This window comes from Paraburkholderia strydomiana (assembly GCF_031456815.1).
GTDB lineage: Bacteria > Pseudomonadota > Gammaproteobacteria > Burkholderiales > Burkholderiaceae > Paraburkholderia > Paraburkholderia caledonica.
The window spans coordinates 23,630-43,848 of record NZ_JAVDVL010000021.1; the positions used below are offsets into that span (position 1 = coordinate 23,630).

Consider the following 20,219-nt stretch of genomic DNA (forward strand, 5'->3'; position numbering starts at 1 on the left):
GCGAATTACTGACGCACGACGGCCGGAGGTTGCCAGGTGCCGTCGGTGGCTTGAGGCTTCGGCGCGTACAAACGCAGCACCAGTTGCAGATCCGCGCGCGGCGCCGGCAGCCAGTTGCCGCCCTTGCCGCGCGTGGACGACACGGTCACGTCGAGCGATCCGTCGCGATTGCGGCGCGCGCCGTTGCGATCGCCCACCGCAATACGCGCCGGCGCACTTTCGCCGAGCGCGCCGTCTTTCGTGTAAGCGGTGATCGACCAGAAGCCGCGCACCGGCGGCAACTGATTCGGCTCAAAGTGAATCACGTAGCGATTCGCGCCGTTGAGTGCGTGACCGTCGCTGTCCTGAGTGACGACCGCTCGCACTTCGTCGTCTTTGGTGCCGATGCCGGGCTGCGCGTACGCGGCGTATGCGCGCAGTGCGTAGTCGGGGCCATAGTTGCCCACGCCATCGCCGAACCAGCTCCAGCCATTTCCGGTCAGCAAGTTCGACGGCGGCGTGACCACGCGTTCGTGACCGTCGGCGAGCCCGGCTGCAATTGCCTCCGATGCGCCAGGCAGCTTGACGGGCTGGTCCGGCGTCACACCAAGGTCGGAGAGGATTTTCAGCGCATGCGGATCGGCGGGCTCGGGCGGGTTGTCGGCCAGCGCCTGCGCGAGCCGGTTGAAGAAGCCATTCGCGTCGAGCGCTGCGACTTGCGCGGCAGGCGTGCCCGATGCGTTCGCGGAAGCGGCGGCATCGGCACTGCTACACGGCGGCGTAATCGACGCCGAACGCGCGTCGCCCACATAGACGGAAAGCGGCGCGACGCGGATCGCCCGTTGCAGCTTGCGAACCGCGGTCAGATCACGCGTGCCGTTCGACTGGATGCGCACGCTCACCCATGCGTTGCGGGTCGGCACATCGACGCGCTTCACGTTTTTCGGCAGATCGCCCTGCCAACCCGGTCCGACGAAGGCGATGGCTTGAGCCTTGATGCCAGCCGCGCGGGTGGCGAACTGATCGCTCGTCGACCAGACCACGTTGGTCCACATGTCGAGCACACGAGCGTCGACGTAGCGGCCATGCGAATCAGGCAGCGCGATGATCACGGGTTCCGCGCCGACATCCAGCCAGCCGGTCGAATCCAGCGTATCGAGGCTCGGCTGCATCGGATTGGCCGCGCCGATGGGCGGCAGCGCCTGCGCATGGCGCAGCGTATTGAGCGGCGCCCGGCCGGGGTCGGTGCCGACTGCCGCGTCGCGCGCGACGCCCATCAATACCAACGGATAGCCGAACACGTATGAATCGGCGACTTCGTCCTTGATCCAGCCAGTGGATTTTTGCGTCGTGGAAGGCGTCGACGCACAACCGGTGAGGAATGCGAGGCCTGCGACGGATGCGCAGGTCCAGTAATTCGAAAACAGTGCTCGGCGATTTTTTATCATTCGTTCAGTGGGCGGAACATGCTGTCCAAAAGGGAGACGCCGGCGCGAGCGCAACGGTGCTCGCGCGGTCTCCCAAAACCCAGCGCAGCCAGTCCGCGTCGCATCGCCGACAACATCGCGTTGTATCGTATCCGCGCTTCTCAGGCAAGCGCAAAGGCGTGAATAGCATTTTGTTTCCGAAGCGCGGCGCGATTTCCGGTAACGACGGCTCGCCGCCTGTTCCGGAACGTCTCGAAGTCGCGTTTCAGGCATGAGCTTGACCTTCCCATTATGGGAAGGTCAATACTAGGCTTCATCATGCCGCTCAATGCCGCCAGCCTGCCCACCATGACCGAACTTGCCACTGCTCCACACGACGCCGACGCCACCCCGACTCGTACCGCCGAACTCGAAATCGGCGGGATGACCTGCGCCTCTTGCGCGATGCGCGTCGAGAAGGCGCTGGCGAAGGTGCCGGGCGTCGCCTCCGCATCGGTGAATCTGGCCACCGAGACCGCGAGCGTCAACCTGACTGCAGCCGCAGCCGCCGCCGCGTCGGACGCGCTGATCGCCGCCGTCAAGAAAGCCGGCTATGAAGCCGCGCTGCTCGCGCCGCCGGACGCAGCGCCGGAACCAGCCGATGCCGACGTTGCGAGCGCTCCCGAAACGACCGCTGGCGCCGCCGTCCCAACCGCCGCCGAGCGCAAACGCAGCCAGACGCGTCGCGAACTGGTAGCCGTGCTCGTCTGCGCGTTGCTGACCTTGCCGCTCATCGTGCCGATGCTGGGCGAATGGTTCGGCGTGCACGCGATGCTCCCGCCGTGGCCGCAATTCGGCCTCGCGTCGATCGTGCAGCTCGTGTTCGGCGCGCGCTTCTATCGCGCGGCTTACCGCGCCGTGCGCGCCGGCGCCGGCAACATGGACCTGCTGGTGGCGCTCGGCACGTCGGCGGCCTATGGCATCAGCGTGTATCAATTAGCCACTCATCCGGACGACGCGATGCATCTTTACTTCGAAGCGTCGGCCGTCGTCATTACGCTGGTGCGCTTCGGCAAATGGCTCGAAGCACGCGCCAAGCGCCAAACCACCGACGCAATCCGCGCGCTGCAGGCGCTGCGTCCCGACCGGGCCCGCATTCGCGTCGGCGCGGACGAGCGCGAAGTGCCGCTCGCGCAAGTCAAGGTGGGTACGGTCGTGATCGTGCGGCCGGGCGAACGGGTTCCGGTAGATGGCGCGGTGCTGGAAGGCCGCACTCACATTGACGAATCGCTGATTACCGGCGAAAGCATGCCCGTGGCCAAACAGACTGGCGACGCGGTGACCGCCGGCTCCATCAACGGCGAAGGCGCCATAGCGGTCACTACAACCGCGATCGGCGCCGAAACGACACTCGCGCGGATCATTCGCCTCGTCGAGAGTGCGCAGGCGGAGAAGGCGCCGATCCAGCGGCTCGTCGACCGCGTCAGCGAGATTTTCGTGCCGGCGATCCTGGGCATTGCCGCGCTCACGCTGATCGGCTGGCTGCTGGCCGGCGCCGGCGGCGAAACGGCCATCCTGAACGCGGTAGCGGTGCTGGTGATCGCCTGCCCCTGTGCGCTCGGACTCGCGACGCCCGCGGCGATCATGGCCGGAACCGGCGTCGCGGCGCGCCACGGCGTGCTCATTAAAGACGCCGAGGCGCTGGAAACCGCGCATCGCGTGAATGTTGTTGCGTTCGACAAAACCGGCACGCTGACGATCGGCCAACCATCGGTGACAGTGTTCGAACCGGTCGGCAGCATAGACCGAGACGAAGCACTGGCGCTCGCCGCCGCCGTGCAGCGCCAAAGCGATCATCCGTTGGCGCGAGCCGTCGTCAAGGCACATGAAGCGGCGGCGCCCGGTGCGCGAGTGCTTACTGCGAGCGCCGCACGGGCCGTTGCCGGTCGCGGCGTCGAAGCGGACGTCGAAGGCCGCGCGCTAGCGCTCGGCAGCGCGCGCTGGCTTCGCGAACTTGGCATCGGCCTGCCGCCGGAAGCCGAGGCGCGCGCCCGCGAACTCGAAGCCGCGGGCAATACGGTGTCTTGGCTCATGCAGCGCGATTCACAATCAGGTGTCGCGCTCGCGCTGATCGCATTCGGCGACACGGTAAAGCCGACGGCGCGCGCCGCAATCGACAGGCTCCGGGCAATGGGCGTCAAAAGCGTGCTCGTGACCGGCGACAACCGGGGCAGCGCGGCGAGCGTTGCAGAAGCGCTCGGCATCGACGAATTTCATGCGGAAGTGCTGCCGGACGACAAGGCCCGCGTGATCCGCGACCTGAAAATGCGCAGCGCGGGCATCGTAGCGATGGCCGGCGACGGCATCAACGACGCGCCCGCACTGGCCGCCGCCGACATCGGCATCGCCATGGCAACCGGCACCGACGTCGCCATGCATGCAGCGGGCATCACATTGATGCGCGGCGACCCGGCGCTCGTCGCCGACGCGATCGATATTTCTCGCAAAACCTGGCGCAAGATCCAGCAGAACCTGTTCTGGGCGTTCGTGTACAACCTGATCGGCATTCCACTCGCCGCTTTCGGCTTGTTGAACCCGATGCTGGCCGGCGCGGCAATGGCATTCTCCAGTGTCAGCGTCGTCACGAATGCGCTGTTGTTGCGCACGTGGCGGGCCAAGGTTTGACGCCAAGGCGCTCGCCCCGAGCGCCTCACTATTACAGAAGGCTTCCACTTTCCTAAAGAAAGCGTCGATTGCGGCCGTAAACCAGACACGTTGCCGGAGAGTGCCTCCGCACTAGCCGTGCCTCGTTTGTCCCCTTTACTCCGCATACGCCCATGGAATTTCTCTCTTTGCGCCGCGCCAGCGTCGGCGCCCGGCTCGCCGTTCTGTCATGCGTGCTGGTGGCGTTGATTTTCGCCTCCTTCACGTGGGCGCTCACGCGCAGCGCCGGCAAGCAGGTCAGCGACCAGGTGCTCGAGCGCATCGCCGAAAAGGACCGCTCGATCGCCGCGATGATCACGTTGTTCGACAAGGCGTTGTCTACCGAAGTCGACCGCTCGACGTCGATGTTCGCGAGCTTCCTGCCCACTACCTACACGCTCGACGAAACGCAGAAGATCGACGTAAACGGTGTGGCCACGCCCACGTTCAAGGCCGGCGACAAAGTCCTGAACATGGATTTCAGCATTCCGGACCAGTTTCTCGAACGCAGCGGCGCAGTCGCGACCATCTTCGCCCGCACCGGCGACGACTTCGTGCGCGTGACAACATCGCTGAAGAAACAGGACGGCTCGCGCGCGATCGGCACGCTGCTCGACCGCAAAGGGCCGGCTTACGCGCTTCTCGTCGCGAACAAACCTTATACGGGGCTCGCAGCGCTATTCGGCAAGCGCTGGATCACGCAATACCGGCCGGTTACCGATGCAAGCGGCCGTGTGATCGGCGCGCTGTTTGTCGGCGTGAACGTCGATCAGGAAATCCAGCAGGTCGAAGACGGCATTCGCAACCTGAAGATCGGCGACAGCGGGTATTACTTCGTGCTCAACGCGTCGAAGGGCCCGGATCGGGGCAAGCTGATCGTGCATCCGGCCGCCGCCGGCCAGGCCGCGGACAATGCGAACGCGCCGTATCAGCAGATGCTCGACATGAAGGAAGGCCGGCTCGAATACAGTTCCGCCGACGCCACACTCGGCGAGAAAGGCGAGCGCAGCAAGTTCGTTTCGTTCATCACGGTGCCGGAGTGGCAATGGCTGGTGGGCGGCATCGCGCCGCGCGACGAAGTAATGGCCGATATCACCGCCACGCGCAATCGCTTCCTGGTACTCGGCTTTGTGCTGGTCGGCGTGTTCGCGGTCGTGTTCCTGTTTGCGGTGCGGCGCCTCGTCAGCCGGCCGCTCGATGAAGCCGCGAAGGCGTCTGAACGCTTCGCCTCGGGCGATCTGAGCGTACGCGTGGCGAAAAGCGCGAGCAGCCGCGCCGACGAGATTGGCCGCCTGATGCGCTCGATCGACGGCATCGGCGAAGGACTTGCACGCATTGTTTCGCAAGTGCGCAGCGCGTCCACCGATATGTCGCACGGCACCGAGAAGATCGCCACGGGCAGCGGCAACATTGCGTCGCGCATCGCCACACAAGCGAGCAGCCTTGAAGAAACGGCAGCGAGCATGGAGCAGATCACATCGACGGTGCAGCAGAACGCCGACCACGCGGCACAAGCGAACAACCTCGTCACGCGCGCTGCGGACGCGGCGCTCGAAGGTGGCCGTGCAGTGGAACGCGTGGTGTCGACGATGGGCGAGATCAGCCGCTCGTCGCAAAAAATTGCGGAGATCACGAGCGTGATCGAAGGCATTGCGTTCCAGACCAATATTCTTGCGCTGAACGCAGCCGTCGAAGCCGCCCGCGCGGGCGAGCACGGCAAAGGCTTTGCGGTGGTCGCCTCCGAAGTACGCGCGCTCGCTCAGCGCAGCGCGGCTTCGGTCAAGGAGATCGAAGGTCTGATCGCCGAATCGACGGCGACCGTGCAAAGCGGCTTCCAGATTGCCGAGCAGGCCAGCACGACGATGCAAGGCATCGTTCAGCAGGTCGGCCAGGTCCGCGCGATCATGGGCGAGATCAGCGTTGCGTCGCGCGAACAATCGGGCGGAATCGAGCAGGTGAACCTCGCGGTCACGCAGATCGGCGAAGCCACACAGCAGAACGCGACGATTGTCGGCGAAGCGGAAGACGCGGCTGCCGAACTACGGGATCACGCCGCGCGTCTTGCGCAAGTGGTCAGCGTCTTCAAACTGGAAAGCGGGCGGGACTGAGTCGCCGCGGATCGCGGGTGAGTTGCAGAAGCGTCGGTCGTCAGAATTCGACATCCAGTTCGTCGATCTCGTCGGCTTCCTGCTGCGCGTCCGCGATCCATTGCTGCATGTCGGGCAGAGCCATGATGCGCTGCCCGTATTCAGCGATATGCGGTTCGAGCTTCACGTCGTATGTCACGAAACGCGTCACGACCGGCGCATACATGGCATCCGCAGCAGTGCGCTCGCCGAACAGGAACGGACCGCCGTACTGTTCCAGACACTCGTTCCAGATAGTCACGATCCGGTCGATATCCGACTGCGCGCGCGCCCAGACCTTGAAGTCGGGGAAGTGCGCCTTGAGGTTCATCGGCAGCGCGGAGCGCAGCGAAGCAAAACCCGAATGCATCTCGCCGCAAATCGAGCGGCAATGCGCTCGCGCGCGAATGTCTTCCGGCAGTAATGCTGCTTTAGGCCTGACTTCGTTCAGATATTCGGCGATGGCGAGCGTGTCCCAGATCTTGATGCCGTCGTGAAACAGACAAGGCACGAGAATCGAAGGCGACAGAAGTAGCAGTTCGGCGCGCGCCGCCGGGTCGTCGATGGGCATCACGATCTCTTCGAACGGCAAGCCGCTAAACCGCGTCAGCAGCCAGCCGCGCAGCGACCACGACGAATAATTCTTGCTGCTGATGGTGAGCGTGGTATTCGCCATACGTATCCCCTCCTGATGAGGCGTTCAACCGACGCCCGACGGCGCACATGCACGTTGCCGTGCGCCGGTGCACCAAAGCGCGGCAAATCCGGACCGCTTTCACGACGCGCGCAAATGCTATGCCAATGTGCCGACGCGACTGCTGCCTGCAAACGCAATGGCATGTGACTTGCCTTCTATTCGGGCTCCTTCATTTCAACGCTCGCGCGCGGATGCATGAACCTGTTCGCCTATCCAACCTATCAAGCGTTCGCGGACATGATGCTGCCCATGCGTCACGGCGCGGCGCTGATGAACCGTTCGCTCGACACGTGGCCCGAGTTCGGCGCGACTTCGCATGGACGGTCGCTTCGCGCGGCTTGCGATCTGCTGACGCTCGCGGGCCTCACGCCCGTGCGGCCACCGTTCGAAATTGACAGCGTGATGATGGACGGCAAGCCTGTTCCGGTCGTCGAGGAAGTCGCGGCGCACACTCCGTTCTGCTCACTGCTGCACTTTCGCAAGCAGACGACGGTGCCGGCGCCGCAGCCACGCGTGCTCGTGATCGCGCCGATGTCGGGCCATTTCGCGACGCTGCTGCGCGGCACCGTGCGCACCATGCTCGCCGAGCACGACGTCTACATCACCGACTGGCATAACCCGCGCGACGTACCGCTGAGTCAGGGCCGCTTCGGGTTCGACGAATTCGTGCAGCACGTGATCGACTTCACCGAAACGATTGGACCTGGCGCGCATCTGCTCGCCGTTTGTCAACCGACCGTTGCGGCATTAGCCGCCGTCGCGCTAATGGCCGCTGACGACAATTCCGCACAGCCCGCCAGCATGACGTTGATGGCGGGTCCGATCGACACGCGCATCAATCCGACGCGGGTCAACGAACTGGCGAAAAGCAAACCGATCGAGTGGTTCGAGAGAAACCTGATTAGCGCGGTGCCGTTCGGCTTTGCAGGCGCGCATCGGCGCGTCTATCCGGGATTCGTGCAGCTGAGCGCGTTCATGTCGATGAATCTGAGCCGGCATCTCGACTCGTTCGAAACCATGCATTACGAACGGGCCAAAGGAGATCCGGCGAAAGCCGACACGATCTTCTCGTTCTACGAAGAATACTTCGCGACGATGGACCTGACCGCCGATTTCTACCTGGAAACCGTCGATACGGTTTTTCAACGGCACGCGCTGCCGTTAGGCGAACTCACGGTGATGGGCCGGCCGGTCGATCCGTCAGCAATACGCCGTACTGCGTTGCTTACCGTTGAAGGAGAAAAGGACGACATCTGCGCGGTTGGGCAGACGCTCGCCGCCCAGGACATGTGCGACAAGTTGCGGCCATACCTGAAGACACATCATGTGCAGACCGGTGTTGGGCATTACGGCGTGTTCAATGGACAGCGATGGGAGCGGCAGATTTATCCGCGAGTGCGGGCCGTGATTTACGACAACGAACCTCGCGCCGTGCTGGTGAGTTCGCATGCGCGTACGATCCGGCCGGTGCCCGCCGCGGCAGCCGTTGCCGCCGAACTCATGGCCGCGGCGCCAGTTGCGTCCGCGGTGGATTCCGTCGAACAGTTGGATGCGAAAGCGGTGGTTGTCCCAAATGCGCAGGATTCGGGGGAAAGCAGCGCTGCCGCTTCGGCCGCGAAGCCGCGGGCATCGCGTCGACGGCCGCCCGCAGCGCGGTGAAAGCCCGCTCGCACGCGCGGTCTGGACGCGGCGCCGTTTATGCGGTCGGGCGGAACATCTGAAACATGTTGCCTATCTCGGCGTAGTCCCCGCGATAACCGGCGCGCATGATGGGCTGCGCGGCGTGCGTGTCGAACAGACCGTCCTTCAAATACGCCTCGTTGATGTGCACGCCGACCACCTGGCCGAGCGACAGATAGTTGTCCATCGGCTTGCCGTCGAGACTATGCAGCCGCACCACCTGCAGCAGTTTGCATTCGAGTGCGGCCGGCGATTCTGCGACATGCGGCACCTGCACGTTGCGCCCAGGCGCTGGCGTGAGCCCGGCGAGTTGGAATTCGTCGACGTGCGGCGGAACGGGCGCTGACGAACGGTTCATCTGCTCGGCGAGCGGTTTCGTTGCCAGGTTCCAGACGAACTCGCCGGTCGCTTCGATGTTGGCAACGCTGTCTTTGCGGCCCTCGCTGCAAAAACCGATGATCGGCGGGGAGCTCGCGAACGCGCCGAAGAAGCTGTAAGGCGCGAGGTTCAGCGTGCCTTCGGTGTCGCGTGAGGAGATCCAGCCAATCAGCCGTGGCGCGACGATGGCTTTGAACGGGTCATGCGCAAGGTTGTGGCCGGCGGCGGGGTCGTAGAAGTAATGGGACATGGAGCGGAGCGTGAAAAAGGCGACGGGTATTTATACCGCAGACTGACGGGCGGCACATCGGGCCAGACCGAAAACCTGCGATGACTGCCGTACGACGCCACGGCAGCCACCCGCCCTCTCGTGGCATTTGTGCAAGTGCCGAGCCCTCGCTCGCTACCCTTGAGCAATGACGCGCTTGCGGCCTGCCTTGACTTGCGCGAGGTGTGCGTCGTCCCAGTCATAGAAGCCCGCGCCGCTGCGCACGCCGACACGCCCCGCCTGCACCTGTTGCCGCAACAGGTCGAGCACGTTTTCGTCCTTCGCCAGTTCGGGCATCAGATGCGTGGAGATGTCGAGGAAAGTATCCAGCCCGCCCATGTCCGCGGCTTCCAGCGGCCCGACTATTCCCCACCGGCGGCCCAGCGACGCTTTCATGACGCGATCCACCACGTCCGGCGTCGCGGCGCCCGAGCGCACGATATTGAGCGCCTCGCGCAACACCGCAACTGCAAGCGGTTGCCGACGAATCCAGGAATCGCTTTTGTGAGAACCACCGGTTCCATGCCGATTGCGCTCATCAATTCTGCGGTCTTCGCCGTGACGTCGGGCGCAGTCGCGCTTCCGGGCACCACTTCGACGAGCGGAATCATGTGCGGCGGATTCCAGAAATGCGCGATCACGAAACGCTCCTTTGCAACCAGCGGAGCGACGAGCTGATCCGGCGGGAAGCCGCTCGTATTGCTGGCCAGAATAGCGTTCGGGGCGAGAAGCACAGTCAGCTTTTCATACAGACGGTGCTTCAACTCGAGCACCTCGGGGATCGCTTCGATGACGAAATCCGCCGACCGCATGACGTCCAGTTCCGCGTGAGTCTCGATGAGGGCGAGCGCGGCCTCTTTGGCCTTCGAGTCGATGCGGCCGGCGTCGATCAATTCGTCGAGCACCGCTTCCGCCTTCGGCGCGACGCTCGCAAGACGCGCCGCGTCCACGTCGTGCACGACAGTCCGATATCCGTGCAATGCACTTTGCGTGGCGATGCCGACGCCCATCAATCCCGTCCCAACCACTCCTATTACTGCCTTCGCTGCCTTGCTCACGACCGCTCCCTTTGCTGACATCGACGAAAGCGTTAAAGGATAGCGCAGTACGCAATCCGACAATGCCGAATGCGACAAAGCCGGCCTTCCGCGAGGAAGAGCCGGCTTTGCCGGGTTCACGCCGCGCGAAGCGGCGCGGTCATGTGCGAATTAGTAGCGCGGGGGCGGACGATGTTCGTCACGACCGTGGTGACGCGGATCATAGTCGCGCGGATGGTGGCGCATCCAGTCGTCGTGATCCCAATAGCGGTGACCGTCGTAATAGCGGTCGCCATGCCAGCCGATGTTGATCGACACGCCCACCGGCATCATGTGCGGCTCGCCATACACGACCGGACCCGGACCGCGTTCCACGATCACGCGTTCTTGTGCCGACGCGCCGCCGGCTGCCAGCAAGGCGCCGCCTGCGAGCAAAGCTGCAATGATCGAACGCGATGTTTTGTTGAAGGCTTTCATAGTTCTCTCCCGTCAAGGTTGAATCGAGCCAGCGCCTTGCAGATCGGGCTTCGAAGTTCCGGCCCGTCAAGGACGCCCTGCGCTTGAAACCAACTTTAGCGACGCAACTCGCATGAAGACGTGAGCACTTGTAAGCGCACATTTCAAAGAAAGGGACGGATTGGGGAACCGTTATTCCGGTTCCGACGTCCGTCCGCATACGACTTTCGCGGCAATTCGTCCGGCTCGCGGGTTGCCAATAGGTGAGGCGCCGTTACATTCATTTCGGCCGGGAAATATTCGGCGACGAAAACAGCGTCGCCAAAGATAGATCGACGCCCGAACGAATGCCCAAATGAAACAAAGCCACGGTGCGCCTTCGCGGACCGTGGCTTGAATGACGCACGCGCATTGACATGCGCACCCGGCGCGACGAGCGCGCCCGGTTTCCAGACCTGTTATTAGTCGGACAGCTTGATGCCGAACAGCGTGGCTTGCGCCTTGCGCTGACGCTCAGCTTCCCGCGAACGCGCTGCGTACGAGTAGTCCGAGTCAAGCGGCAAGTGGGGCGACGCAAAGAGGTCGCTGACCTTTTGGAACAATGCAAAGATGAAGCTCATGGCGACTCCCGGTTGATTACTGCATTTGCTAGGGTTTTCCCTTAAGAAGCATTATAGGGTTTTCCCTAGGAAAAAGCTAGTGCAATGCAACATTAATTCGATGCGACGCGCTGTCGCGGCCTTTGGACAGTGATATTGCGTTGCAGCATTACAACGTCCCTGTTTTTATCGACGGCTTCGGTTGCGCGGCGATGGACATGGACGCGGGCGGGGGCTTGGCTTCGAGATGGCTAAGTGACGCCCGGCTAGCGCGCTCTTGAGGATTCCCGAGTCGTTCGCACGCCTTTTACCGTGGACCGCATGGGGCGAGGGGATGGAAGCTGCCGCCGCGGCCGGCGTTTCGCCGGCACGGCAGGCAGCCGTTCGCAGGTTGTCAGTGCGAATTCGCCGTTTTCGGCTTTCTGATGTGCCGCGCGTGCACGGCGCGCTGGCCGTTCGCGGATTCCGGAGCCATGAGCGCCTGCTGCGGTGCGGGCGCCGGTGTGAGCGTGGGCGGGGCGGCATGGGCGGCTGCATTGGCCATCGCCATTTGTGTGTCGAGCACGCTGGCCATCGCGGTCTGCTGGCTTTGCAACATCTGTTCGATCCGATGCTGTTGCGCGGTGGTTTCGCGGGTGAGGCGCATAAGCAGCATGGTCTGCGTAATACCGATCGCGACCGTCATGAGCAGCGCGCCGACCACGATCGACAGCATCCATTTCATCCGACGCGAATGGTCCGTCGCTGCACGGCGCTGGTCGGAGATCACGCCGTACAGCGCGTCGACGGTGTCGGCAAAGGCCGTTGCCCGCGCACGATCGAGTTCCGGGGCTGCGCGCTGCACGGCAGCGGCAGTCGCAGCGGCTTCCGCTCGTTGCGCTTCTTGCCAGGGAGCGGCAAACGCTGAGCCCACGTCGGCGGATGAAGCCGTGGCCGACGTCTCACGCGTTGAGCGGTCCGCTTCCGCCGATTCGTTCGCGTTGCGCGCCGATGCCGATGCACTGACTTCACCCTGTGCGCTCGCGGCGGACCCTTCTGCTACGTCCGCCTGATCTGCAACCGCCGCTCCCATCTTCCTGCCCGAAGCCGAACGCTGCGAAGATTTGCCGCCAGCCTCCAACCGGTTGCCCACCGCGGATCCCACCGTCTCGACCTCCCGCTCGGCTGCCTGACGCAGCGCGGTGACACTGCGCGCCACCATCGCGGCGGCCATCGCGGGGGACAGCGGAGGAATAGCCTCGCGCGGCGATACTACTGCGTCATTCTGGTCATTCAAACGGGCAGCCGGCACCGGATGCGCGGCGTCTGGCCCGGTCACTGTCGAGGGCTCGATTTCGAGACCGCTCAATTGCAGGTCTATTCGGGCCGGTTCATCGGCCTTGGCTGCTCGAGGCGCACGGCGCGCCGCTTTTGCGTCGGCCGACGTGCTGTCGCTCGGCGTATCGAGCGCGCCCACGGCGGCCAGCACGACATCGGGCAGTTCGAAGCCGTGCAGCGTGCCCTGGCGAACGTCGATGTTCATCGCTTCCAGCGTGGCACGCGTCGGATCGTCGGGGAACAGGTCGAGCGTACTGTCGTCGCGCGAGACGTCGCTCAGTTGTGCGAGGCGTTGTGCCGAGCGCGCGGCGCGCGCCAGCTTTTTTTCGGTTTCGGTCGAGACCGTGGCCTCACGCCGCTTCTTCGTGGAAGCGTCGCGCCGAGGCCGGGATTGCGTGGATACTGCGGAATCTGCCATAGAGAAAAGAGCGGTCGTCGCGGGGAGCGGGCGCCGGCACCGCTCGTCAATGCCATTGGAATTTTTCGAGACCGCATTGTCGCATGGCGCCCCCCGCCACCGAAGCCATTCGCCGACGTTTTTCCGGTTTCAAGACGACGCGTCGTCCTGCCTGAACTCCCTGACACCGCGCAGTTGGCGCAAGCGCGTGCAGATCGCCTCGTACTCCACATTCGACACGCGATTCAGCGTAATCATGACTTCGTCGCATTCCGGTGTTTCGTCGCTTTGCTGCATGACGAACTGTTTGACGCGCGGGCTCGCTGCACCGAGCTCGTCATGCAGCGAGTGAAACGTCATGGCGCCGCGCTCGACGAGCATGGTCACCTGGCGTCGCTGCTTGACCGTGATGAACCGCCGCTCAAGGGGCTTGATGCCCGCGAGGATGATCAGAATGATGATGGTCGCCGCGATCGACGCCGTATAGAGCCCGCCGCCGACCGCCAGCCCGATCGCGGCGACCGACCACAGGCTCGCCGCCGTCGTCAGCCCGCGGACGATTTCGCCGCGCAGCAGGATCGAACCGGCGCCGAGAAAGCCAATGCCCGAAACAACCTGAGCCGCCATCCGCGAGGGATCCAGCACGACATGCTCGCCTGTGAGCACTTCGGCGAAACCATAGGCCGATACGATCATGATCAGCGCCGAACCCACGCATACCAGCATATGCGTGCGCAATCCGGCCGCCCACGAAAGACGTTCGCGCTCGAAGCCGATGACGCTGCCGAGCGCCGCGGCCAACACCAGGCGGGAGACGAGTTCGAGGTTACCCAGCATCGCGTTCTCTCCTTCTTGAAATTATTTGAGCGTTTTCCTCGTCGATTTTGGGCGCCGGATGCGTTCGGTTTCCATTATGCTAAGCCGCAGGCCGCCGCTGCCCCACGCTTGTCCCATGCGTGTCCCATGCTTGCCCCGCGTCTGCAACCCCGGCACGTGTGCCGGTGCGGCCGGCAATTGCACTACCGCTTGACGTACGCTCGCTGACACGAGCGCATTGAAACACCGCGTTTGAACATCGCGTTTGAAACATAACTATGCCCAGCAACAACCCTGACTCCGCCCCGGCCAACGCGCTCGCCGCGGGACTGCGCGAGCACTTCAACAACGTGATCCTGCCGATGTGGCGCGGGCCCGGTTTCAACGGAGCGCTCAAACTGCCGTACGAAGCGCTCAGCGCGGAGCATCACCTTCCAGAGCCCGCGCAACGCTATCGGGCAATGGCCTGCGCGCGCCAACTCTTTGTGTTCTCCGAAGCCGGCGACGCAGCCCACGCGCAAGTCCTGTTCGACTCCCTTACGCACACTTTTCAGGACACGGAACACGGCGGTTGGTTCTACAGCGTCGATGAGCAAGGCGCTCCGCTCGACACCGCGAAAGACCTGTACACACATGCGTTCGTCGTCTTCGCCTGTGCGGAATATGGCCGACGCTCCGGCAATCGCGACGCGCTGGAGATCGTGCATCGCACGTCCGCGCTGATTCAGTCGCATTTTTCCGCTGAAGACAATCTCTTCAATGCCGCGCTCACGGCCGACTTCGCCGCAGTAACCGGCAAACCGGTTCAGAACCCGTTGATGCATTTAACGGAGGCTTGGCTCGCGGCCCGCGAAGCGACGCGCGACAACGCTTTCGACGCCGCACTAAGGCGCCTGGCCGGCGCGGTCGCTCGTCACTTCGTGCATGCGCCGTCGGGCTGCATCGCCGAATTGCCGATTGGCACCGACGACAATCGCCTCGAGCCGGGGCATCAGTTCGAATGGTTCTGGCTGGCCAAGCGGGCAGGCGCGCTATTCGAGGGATCAGATCTGATGGAAACACTGACGCGCGCGTTCGATTTTGCGCAACGCAATGGTGTGGATCAGGAAACGGGCGGCGTCTGTGCGTCGCTCGATGAAAACGGTCGGATCAAAGATCCGACTCAGCGCATCTGGGCGCAAACGGAGTATTTGCGAGCACTAGCGAGCCACGACGAAGCTGTCGTGCGGGCCGATCTGCCGCGGCAAATCGAACTGTTCCAGCAACGTTTCTTGCGGCCGCAAGGCTGGGTCGAATGCAAAACTTCAACGGGTGAAGTAGCGCGCGCCGACATGCCGTCGACCACGCCTTATCACCTCGCAACGGCTTTCAACGCGTTGCCGGCCTGACACGGCAGGCCGACGTACAAGCGAGGCGAACGCTCTTTTTAGCGGCCTCGCCCTCAGTCGAGATCCGCCAAACATTCGCCGCGGCGCGACTCACTCCCGCCGCCCGGTCGCTCAATACTCTTCGCGCTGCCAAGGGCCCCAATCGGCGCCGGCCGATCTGGTCCGCATATACGTTGCGCTTTGGCCAGTAGGCGTGTCGGACGTGCCGCCTTGCGGCTTGCGCTCGGTGGTGTGGAGGGCAAAAGCCTGGCGGTCGTCGGCATCCACGGTGATTCGGCCGACAGGGTCCGGTGCGTCGTCTTGAGGTGATTTAGACTCCAATACCGCGAGATAGGGGGTCAAACGGCTCCAGAACGACGTAAGTTCTTCTTGCAAATAATGTGTCAATGTTTTTCCTGGAAGAGTAATACAAGCAGTTTACCCTACGCGGAGGCACGTCCTTTTTTGTGCCCTCGACGCCTCGAAAAGGCCGAAGCCGGGGAATACCCGAATACTGGTTGATTGGCGTCCATCATAAAGACGTGATACAACTCGTACTTCGCGCTCGATCTCGATTTGAGAAATAGCGGTCGCGAATGCAATACACAACATTTACTGGATCAAAAATGGCAACAGGTACTGTGAAGTGGTTTAACGATGCAAAGGGCTTTGGTTTCATCACGCCGGACGACGGCGGCGAAGACCTGTTTGCACACTTTTCTGAAGTTCAAGGCAGCGGCTTTAAGTCCCTGCAGGAAAACCAGAAAGTGTCGTTCGAAGTGAAGCAGGGCCCGAAGGGCAAGCAAGCTGCGAACATCACGCCGGCCTAAGTACCAACGGTACATTGAGGCACGCGTAGGCGCTTGCGCCTAATACAAGAATGGCCCGCTTCCGCGGGCCATTTTTCTTTTCTGGCTGCCCGATTTTTGAGCGCGAACCGTTTAAATCGCGCGCATTCCGGACACCGCAAATTCCCCGAATTCCGCCGGCGTTTCGTCGATCTGTTGTGTGCGCAACACAGCCGCCGAAATTTCGAACACGGAAACAGCCTGCTTCAATTGCTGAGTCTGTTGATGCAGCGAAGCCGCCGCTGCCGCAGCCTGCTCGACGAGCGCCGCGTTCTGCTGCGTCATCTCGTCCATTTGCACAACCGCCTGGTTCACCTGCTCGATGCCCGTGCTTTGCTCGAGCGACGACGCACTGATTTCAGCCATCATCTGCGTCACGCGCGAGATCGAGGCGGACACGTTGCTCATCGCTTCGCCGGCATGCTCGACGAGCGCCGATCCGCCCTGGATCTCGGCGACCGATTCGCTGATCAACGTCTTGATTTCCTTGGCCGACTGCGCGCTGCGCTGGGCCAGTCCGCGAACCTCGCCTGCCACGACTGCAAAGCCGCGGCCCTGTTCGCCTGCGCGCGCCGCCTCGACGGCCGCGTTCAGTGCGAGGATATTGGTCTGGAACGCAATGCCGTCGATCACCGAAATAATCTCGGCGATCTTGTCCGAGCTCTGCGCAATGCCGCGCATCTTGTCCACCACCTTGTCGACCACTTCGCTGCCGCGCGAGGTTGCCTCGAGGGCCGTTTCGGCGAGCGCGTTTGCTTCGCGCGCGTGATCGGCGTTCTGACGCACTGTGGCAGTCAATTCTTCCATGCTCGACGCCGTTTCTTCGAGCGATGCGGCCTGGTTTTCAGTGCGTGCGGAAAGATCGGCGTTGCCGGTCGCGATTTCATCGGCGCCGAGGTGAATAGAGTCGGCCGCCTCGCGCACGGTCTGCACGGTGCGCGCGACGCTCGCCTGCATCTTGGCAAGGCCTGAGAACAGCCGGCCGATTTCGTTGGTGCCCCGGGCTGCGATCGGCTGATCGAGACGCCCTTGTGCGATCCGGTCGAAGTGACGGCCCGCTTCCTCCAACGGTGCGACTACGCCACGGCGCAACGCCATATGCACCGCGAACGTCCCGCCGACCAGCGCCAGCAGAATCACAATGCTGACGACCCGGAACGCGGCCATGCGCGCGTCGATGGAATCGAGCGACGCGCGGCTCGCCGAATTGCCGAACTGCGTGAAGTTATGCAACTCGGTCAGATAGCCGTCCTGGAACGATTGCGTCGGCTGGTCGAGAAACGCCTGAATGTTGTTTGCGTCCAGAAACTGCGCCAGTTCCGTGAGCGCGCCATGCAGCTTCTTGTAGCGCTCGGCGAGGGCTGCGGCACGGGCGCCGTTTTCGTCGCTCGTTTTCGGGGCGCTCATGAACGCGTTGAACGATTGCTCGGCGGCCGTCAGCTGCTCGCGCGCATGCTGAACGATTTCGGTCGGCTCCGCGCCGCCGCGCACCATGCGCGTACCGGCACGCGACAGGTTGATGCGGGCGTCCATCAGATGCTGCGTGGTTTCGTTGACGGCATCCACCTGCTTGAGCGCGATGTTCGAAAGGTCGCCAACGTCGTCATGGGTACGCGTGAGCGACCAGAAACCGAGACCTACCGTGACAAGCTGGAAAACGCAGAATGCGGCCAGAACACACAACAGGCCGGATGCGACCTTGATCTTGCTGAACATCGTGAACACCTGAAGGCAGAGAATGACGGGGAGTACCTCAGGGTTAACGGCAGCACCATTCTTTGCTTAAGGTCAAAAACTCCAAAGATCGCCTTACGTCGCGTTTACGTCGGCCAACGTCTGCATTCCTACCGTGGCAAGCAACAATGCGGGGCAGATATTTCCGATTCACCTTGACGGCGCGCGTTGGCGCTTCCTAGAGTGGGTAGGGACTGACGCGCGTACGCCAGTGCGCACTGCCACCGCAGGCCTTCCTCGAAGGAATCACAATGACCGACCTACTCGACCGGGCGCGCGGCGCACTGCACGCCCAGCCGTTCAGCATGCTGTTAGGCGCAGAGCTGATGCACACGGGCACCGACGAACTGACGCTGAGCCTGCCGATCCGCGACGAGTTGCGGCAGCAGCACGGCTTCGTGCATGGCGGCGTAGTCAGCTATCTGGCGGACAACGCGCTGACCTTCGCCGGCGCACTATCGCTCGGGCCCAAGGTCGTGACGGGGGAATACAAGATCAATTACTTGCGCCCTGCGGTGAACGGCACGCTGATCGCGCGGGCGAAGGTGGTGTATGCGGGCCGCCATCAGGCGACCTGCCAATGCAACATCTTTGTGATGGATGGCAACCGCGAAAGACTCGTCGCGGTTGCGCAAGGCACGGTCAACCGGATCGGCGAGAACGGCGATCACGAACCGGCGAATTGACGCTAAAGCTTCAAACGCTCGCCGCCGGCTCGCAGTGACTTACTCCGCTGCGTAGGTCTTCTGCGTTTGTTCGCCGAGACCTTCAATGCCGAGACGAATCGTCTGGCCGGGCTTCAGATACACCGGATTCGGCTTGACGCCCATGCCGACGCCCGGCGGCGTTCCCGTGGAAATGACGTCGCCCGGTTGCAGGCTCATGCACTGCGACACGTACGACACCAGCTTGGCAACACCGAACACCATCGTCTTCGTGCTGCCGTTCTGATAGCGGTGTCCGTCCACTTCGAGCCACAGGCTGAGGTTCTGCGGATCGGCGACTTCGTCGCGCGTGACCATCCACGGGCCGATCGGGCCGAATGTATCGAAGCCCTTGCCCTTGTCCCAGGTGCCACCGCGTTCGATCTGCCATTCGCGCTCCGACACGTCGTTGATCACGCAATAGCCTGCGACGTAATCGAGCGCGTTCGCTTCGTCCACATACTTGGCCGGTTTGCCGATCACCACGCCAAGTTCCACTTCCCAATCGGTCTTCTTCGAGCCGCGCGGAATTTCCACGTCGTCATTCGGACCGGAGATCGCGCTCGTCCACTTGTTGAAGATGACCGGCTCAGCGGGCACGGGCAGATTCGACTCGGCCGCGTGATCCGCGTAGTTCAAACCGATGCAGATGAACTTGCCGATCTTGCCGACGCACGGGCCCATGCGCGGATCGCCGTCAACAACCGGCAGCGAAGCCGCGTCCAGCGCGCGCAGCCGGGCGAGGCCCTCGTCGGTCAGCGCCGCACCGTCGATGTCGGCAACTACGCCGGACAGATCGCGGATCTTGCCTTGCGCGTCGAGCAAGCCCGGCTTTTCCTGGCCTTTCGGCCCATAACGAAGCAGTTTCATCGTTGCACTTTCCTCTGGGTTCAGTGGTGTTCGGTTGTTACGTCAGTGCGCCGGCTTGCGACGCCCTGTATCTATGCGTCAGTTCGACCAGCCGCCGTCGATCACATGAGCGTGACCCGTGGTGAACGCCGATTCGTCCGACGCGAGATAGAGCGCCAGCGCAGCAATCTCCTCGGCCTTGCCGATTCGGCCCATTGGCTGGCGCGCGACGAACGCCGCCTGCACAGCTTCGAGCGTTGCACCTTGCGCCGCGGCCTGCGCCGCGATCCGCTGTTCGAGCGACGGCGACGACACTGTGCCCGGGCAGATCGCGTTACAGCGTACACCACGCGTGACGAAATCCGCGGCAACCGACTTGGTCAGCCCGATCACCGCCGCCTTCGACGCGCTGTACGCAAAGCGATTCGGCACGCCCTTCACGCTCGACGCCGCCGACGACATATTGATGATCGAGCCGCCGCCGCGCTCCAGCATGGCGGGCAGGAATGCGCGAATCATCCGGTACATTGCCTTCGCATTGAGGTCGAACGCAAAGTCCCAGTCTTCCTCGCTGCATTCGAGGATCGAGCCCGCGTGCACGAAGCCTGCGCAATTGAACAGCACGTCGATCGGGCCGACTTCTGCGGCCAGCGCCTTGATGGCCTCGCCATCGAGCACGTCCAGCTTGCGCGCCTCGACGGGCTTGCCCGCGAGCCCGTCAATGCGGATGTCGGTGGCGATCACGCGCGCGCCTTCGCGCGCGAACATTTCGGCGGTTGCGAGGCCGATGCCCTGTCCCGCCGCGGTGATCAATGCTGTTTTGCCGGCCAGTCTTTGTGTCATCTACGACTCCAGTTG

17 protein-coding genes and 1 pseudogene are annotated in these 20,219 nt (G+C 63.2%); 6 read left to right on the top strand and 12 right to left on the bottom strand.

The features are described 5' to 3' along the window. Nucleotides 1-5: 5 nt before the first annotated feature. Entirely contained in the window at nt 6-1,427 is a 1,422-nt protein-coding gene (locus J2W46_RS32410; RefSeq protein WP_310359764.1) for a DUF1254 domain-containing protein, read from the bottom strand. 327 nt (nt 1,428-1,754) lie between these two features. Between J2W46_RS32410 and J2W46_RS32415 the strand changes: the two genes are divergently transcribed. Both J2W46_RS32415 and J2W46_RS32420 read left to right on the top strand, forming a co-directional pair. Further along, a complete protein-coding gene (locus J2W46_RS32415) occupies nt 1,755-4,070 on the top strand; it encodes a heavy metal translocating P-type ATPase (RefSeq protein WP_374726909.1) in 2,316 nt (771 codons plus the stop codon). Between the two features lie 152 nt (nt 4,071-4,222). Further along, nucleotides 4,223-6,196, top strand: a complete 1,974-nt coding sequence (locus tag J2W46_RS32420; RefSeq protein ID WP_310069864.1) for a methyl-accepting chemotaxis protein — start codon at nt 4,223-4,225, stop codon at nt 6,194-6,196. A gap of 40 nt (nt 6,197-6,236) precedes the next feature. Here J2W46_RS32420 and J2W46_RS32425 read toward each other — a convergent pair whose 3' ends face one another. Continuing rightward, complete coding sequence (locus J2W46_RS32425) at nt 6,237-6,890, bottom strand: glutathione S-transferase family protein (RefSeq protein WP_131316367.1); 654 nt, start codon at nt 6,888-6,890, stop codon at nt 6,237-6,239. A 216-nt stretch (nt 6,891-7,106) separates the two neighbouring features. Between J2W46_RS32425 and J2W46_RS32430 the strand changes: the two genes are divergently transcribed. Beyond that, nucleotides 7,107-8,570, top strand: coding sequence for a polyhydroxyalkanoate depolymerase (locus tag J2W46_RS32430; protein ID WP_310359773.1), 1,464 nt, complete (start codon nt 7,107-7,109; stop codon nt 8,568-8,570). 37 nt (nt 8,571-8,607) lie between these two features. On the opposite strand, the gene J2W46_RS32435 is transcribed toward J2W46_RS32430, so the two are convergent. From J2W46_RS32435 to J2W46_RS32460, 6 genes and pseudogenes are all read right to left on the bottom strand, one after another. After that, nucleotides 8,608-9,219, bottom strand: coding sequence for a flavin reductase family protein (locus J2W46_RS32435; RefSeq protein WP_020068566.1), 612 nt, complete (start codon nt 9,217-9,219; stop codon nt 8,608-8,610). Between the two features lie 153 nt (nt 9,220-9,372). Beyond that, nucleotides 9,373-10,247: pseudogene (locus J2W46_RS32440) on the bottom strand (3-hydroxyacyl-CoA dehydrogenase family protein). 198 nt (nt 10,248-10,445) lie between these two features. Further along, nucleotides 10,446-10,751, bottom strand: coding sequence for a hypothetical protein (locus J2W46_RS32445; RefSeq protein WP_087753636.1), 306 nt, complete (start codon nt 10,749-10,751; stop codon nt 10,446-10,448). Nucleotides 10,752-11,191: 440 nt separating this feature from the next. Then, nucleotides 11,192-11,350, bottom strand: coding sequence for a hypothetical protein (locus J2W46_RS32450; RefSeq protein WP_020068569.1), 159 nt, complete (start codon nt 11,348-11,350; stop codon nt 11,192-11,194). 373 nt (nt 11,351-11,723) lie between these two features. Further along, complete coding sequence (locus J2W46_RS32455; RefSeq protein WP_310359780.1) at nt 11,724-13,064, bottom strand: hypothetical protein; 1,341 nt, start codon at nt 13,062-13,064, stop codon at nt 11,724-11,726. 129 nt (nt 13,065-13,193) lie between these two features. Continuing rightward, nucleotides 13,194-13,880: an MgtC/SapB family protein gene (locus J2W46_RS32460; RefSeq protein ID WP_087753638.1), complete on the bottom strand. Its 687-nt coding sequence runs from the start codon at nt 13,878-13,880 to the stop codon at nt 13,194-13,196. 257 nt (nt 13,881-14,137) lie between these two features. On the opposite strand from J2W46_RS32460, the gene J2W46_RS32465 reads away from it, so the two are divergent. Continuing rightward, the gene (locus tag J2W46_RS32465; RefSeq protein WP_310359785.1) at nt 14,138-15,247 is read left to right on the top strand and encodes an AGE family epimerase/isomerase; all 1,110 of its coding nucleotides are present in this window, start codon (nt 14,138-14,140) and stop codon (nt 15,245-15,247) included. Between the two features lie 111 nt (nt 15,248-15,358). Here J2W46_RS32465 and J2W46_RS32470 read toward each other — a convergent pair whose 3' ends face one another. After that, nucleotides 15,359-15,634 carry a hypothetical protein gene (locus tag J2W46_RS32470; protein WP_310359787.1) on the bottom strand — a complete coding sequence of 92 codons (276 nt, stop codon included), beginning with the start codon at nt 15,632-15,634 and terminating at the stop codon, nt 15,359-15,361. A 218-nt stretch (nt 15,635-15,852) separates the two neighbouring features. Here J2W46_RS32470 and J2W46_RS32475 point away from each other — a divergent pair, with 218 nt between their 5' ends. Next, nucleotides 15,853-16,056 (top strand): cold-shock protein, encoded by a 204-nt coding sequence (locus J2W46_RS32475; RefSeq protein ID WP_006047528.1) that lies wholly within the window; start codon nt 15,853-15,855, stop codon nt 16,054-16,056. Nucleotides 16,057-16,167: 111 nt separating this feature from the next. Here the strand turns inward: J2W46_RS32475 and J2W46_RS32480 are convergent, their stop codons facing one another. After that, nucleotides 16,168-17,790 (bottom strand): methyl-accepting chemotaxis protein, encoded by a 1,623-nt coding sequence (locus J2W46_RS32480; protein WP_310359791.1) that lies wholly within the window; start codon nt 17,788-17,790, stop codon nt 16,168-16,170. A 269-nt stretch (nt 17,791-18,059) separates the two neighbouring features. Between J2W46_RS32480 and J2W46_RS32485 the strand changes: the two genes are divergently transcribed. Further along, the gene (locus tag J2W46_RS32485; RefSeq protein ID WP_020068575.1) at nt 18,060-18,494 is read left to right on the top strand and encodes a PaaI family thioesterase; all 435 of its coding nucleotides are present in this window, start codon (nt 18,060-18,062) and stop codon (nt 18,492-18,494) included. 39 nt (nt 18,495-18,533) lie between these two features. Here the strand turns inward: J2W46_RS32485 and J2W46_RS32490 are convergent, their stop codons facing one another. Together J2W46_RS32490 and J2W46_RS32495 are read right to left on the bottom strand one after the other, a co-directional pair. After that, a complete protein-coding gene (locus J2W46_RS32490; RefSeq protein WP_088176624.1) occupies nt 18,534-19,382 on the bottom strand; it encodes an ureidoglycolate lyase in 849 nt (282 codons plus the stop codon). A gap of 78 nt (nt 19,383-19,460) precedes the next feature. Next, nucleotides 19,461-20,204 carry an SDR family oxidoreductase gene (locus J2W46_RS32495; RefSeq protein WP_020068577.1) on the bottom strand — a complete coding sequence of 248 codons (744 nt, stop codon included), beginning with the start codon at nt 20,202-20,204 and terminating at the stop codon, nt 19,461-19,463. Nucleotides 20,205-20,219: the final 15 nt, after the last annotated feature.

What these genes read in the sequence shown, in the direction of transcription:
- J2W46_RS32410 (WP_310359764.1), bottom strand. Translation starts at nt 1,427, where the DNA reads ATGATAAAAAATCGCCGAGCACTGTTTTCGAATTACTGGACCTGCGCA.
- J2W46_RS32415 (WP_374726909.1), top strand. Translation starts at nt 1,755, where the DNA reads ATGACCGAACTTGCCACTGCTCCACACGACGCCGACGCCACCCCGACT.
- J2W46_RS32420 (WP_310069864.1), top strand. Translation starts at nt 4,223, where the DNA reads ATGGAATTTCTCTCTTTGCGCCGCGCCAGCGTCGGCGCCCGGCTCGCC.
- J2W46_RS32425 (WP_131316367.1), bottom strand. Translation starts at nt 6,890, where the DNA reads ATGGCGAATACCACGCTCACCATCAGCAGCAAGAATTATTCGTCGTGG.
- J2W46_RS32430 (WP_310359773.1), top strand. Translation starts at nt 7,107, where the DNA reads ATGAACCTGTTCGCCTATCCAACCTATCAAGCGTTCGCGGACATGATG.
- J2W46_RS32435 (WP_020068566.1), bottom strand. Translation starts at nt 9,219, where the DNA reads ATGTCCCATTACTTCTACGACCCCGCCGCCGGCCACAACCTTGCGCAT.
- J2W46_RS32445 (WP_087753636.1), bottom strand. Translation starts at nt 10,751, where the DNA reads ATGAAAGCCTTCAACAAAACATCGCGTTCGATCATTGCAGCTTTGCTC.
- J2W46_RS32450 (WP_020068569.1), bottom strand. Translation starts at nt 11,350, where the DNA reads ATGAGCTTCATCTTTGCATTGTTCCAAAAGGTCAGCGACCTCTTTGCG.
- J2W46_RS32455 (WP_310359780.1), bottom strand. Translation starts at nt 13,064, where the DNA reads ATGGCAGATTCCGCAGTATCCACGCAATCCCGGCCTCGGCGCGACGCT.
- J2W46_RS32460 (WP_087753638.1), bottom strand. Translation starts at nt 13,880, where the DNA reads ATGCTGGGTAACCTCGAACTCGTCTCCCGCCTGGTGTTGGCCGCGGCG.
- J2W46_RS32465 (WP_310359785.1), top strand. Translation starts at nt 14,138, where the DNA reads ATGCCCAGCAACAACCCTGACTCCGCCCCGGCCAACGCGCTCGCCGCG.
- J2W46_RS32475 (WP_006047528.1), top strand. Translation starts at nt 15,853, where the DNA reads ATGGCAACAGGTACTGTGAAGTGGTTTAACGATGCAAAGGGCTTTGGT.
- J2W46_RS32480 (WP_310359791.1), bottom strand. Translation starts at nt 17,790, where the DNA reads ATGTTCAGCAAGATCAAGGTCGCATCCGGCCTGTTGTGTGTTCTGGCC.
- J2W46_RS32485 (WP_020068575.1), top strand. Translation starts at nt 18,060, where the DNA reads ATGACCGACCTACTCGACCGGGCGCGCGGCGCACTGCACGCCCAGCCG.
- J2W46_RS32490 (WP_088176624.1), bottom strand. Translation starts at nt 19,382, where the DNA reads ATGAAACTGCTTCGTTATGGGCCGAAAGGCCAGGAAAAGCCGGGCTTG.
- J2W46_RS32495 (WP_020068577.1), bottom strand. Translation starts at nt 20,204, where the DNA reads ATGACACAAAGACTGGCCGGCAAAACAGCATTGATCACCGCGGCGGGA.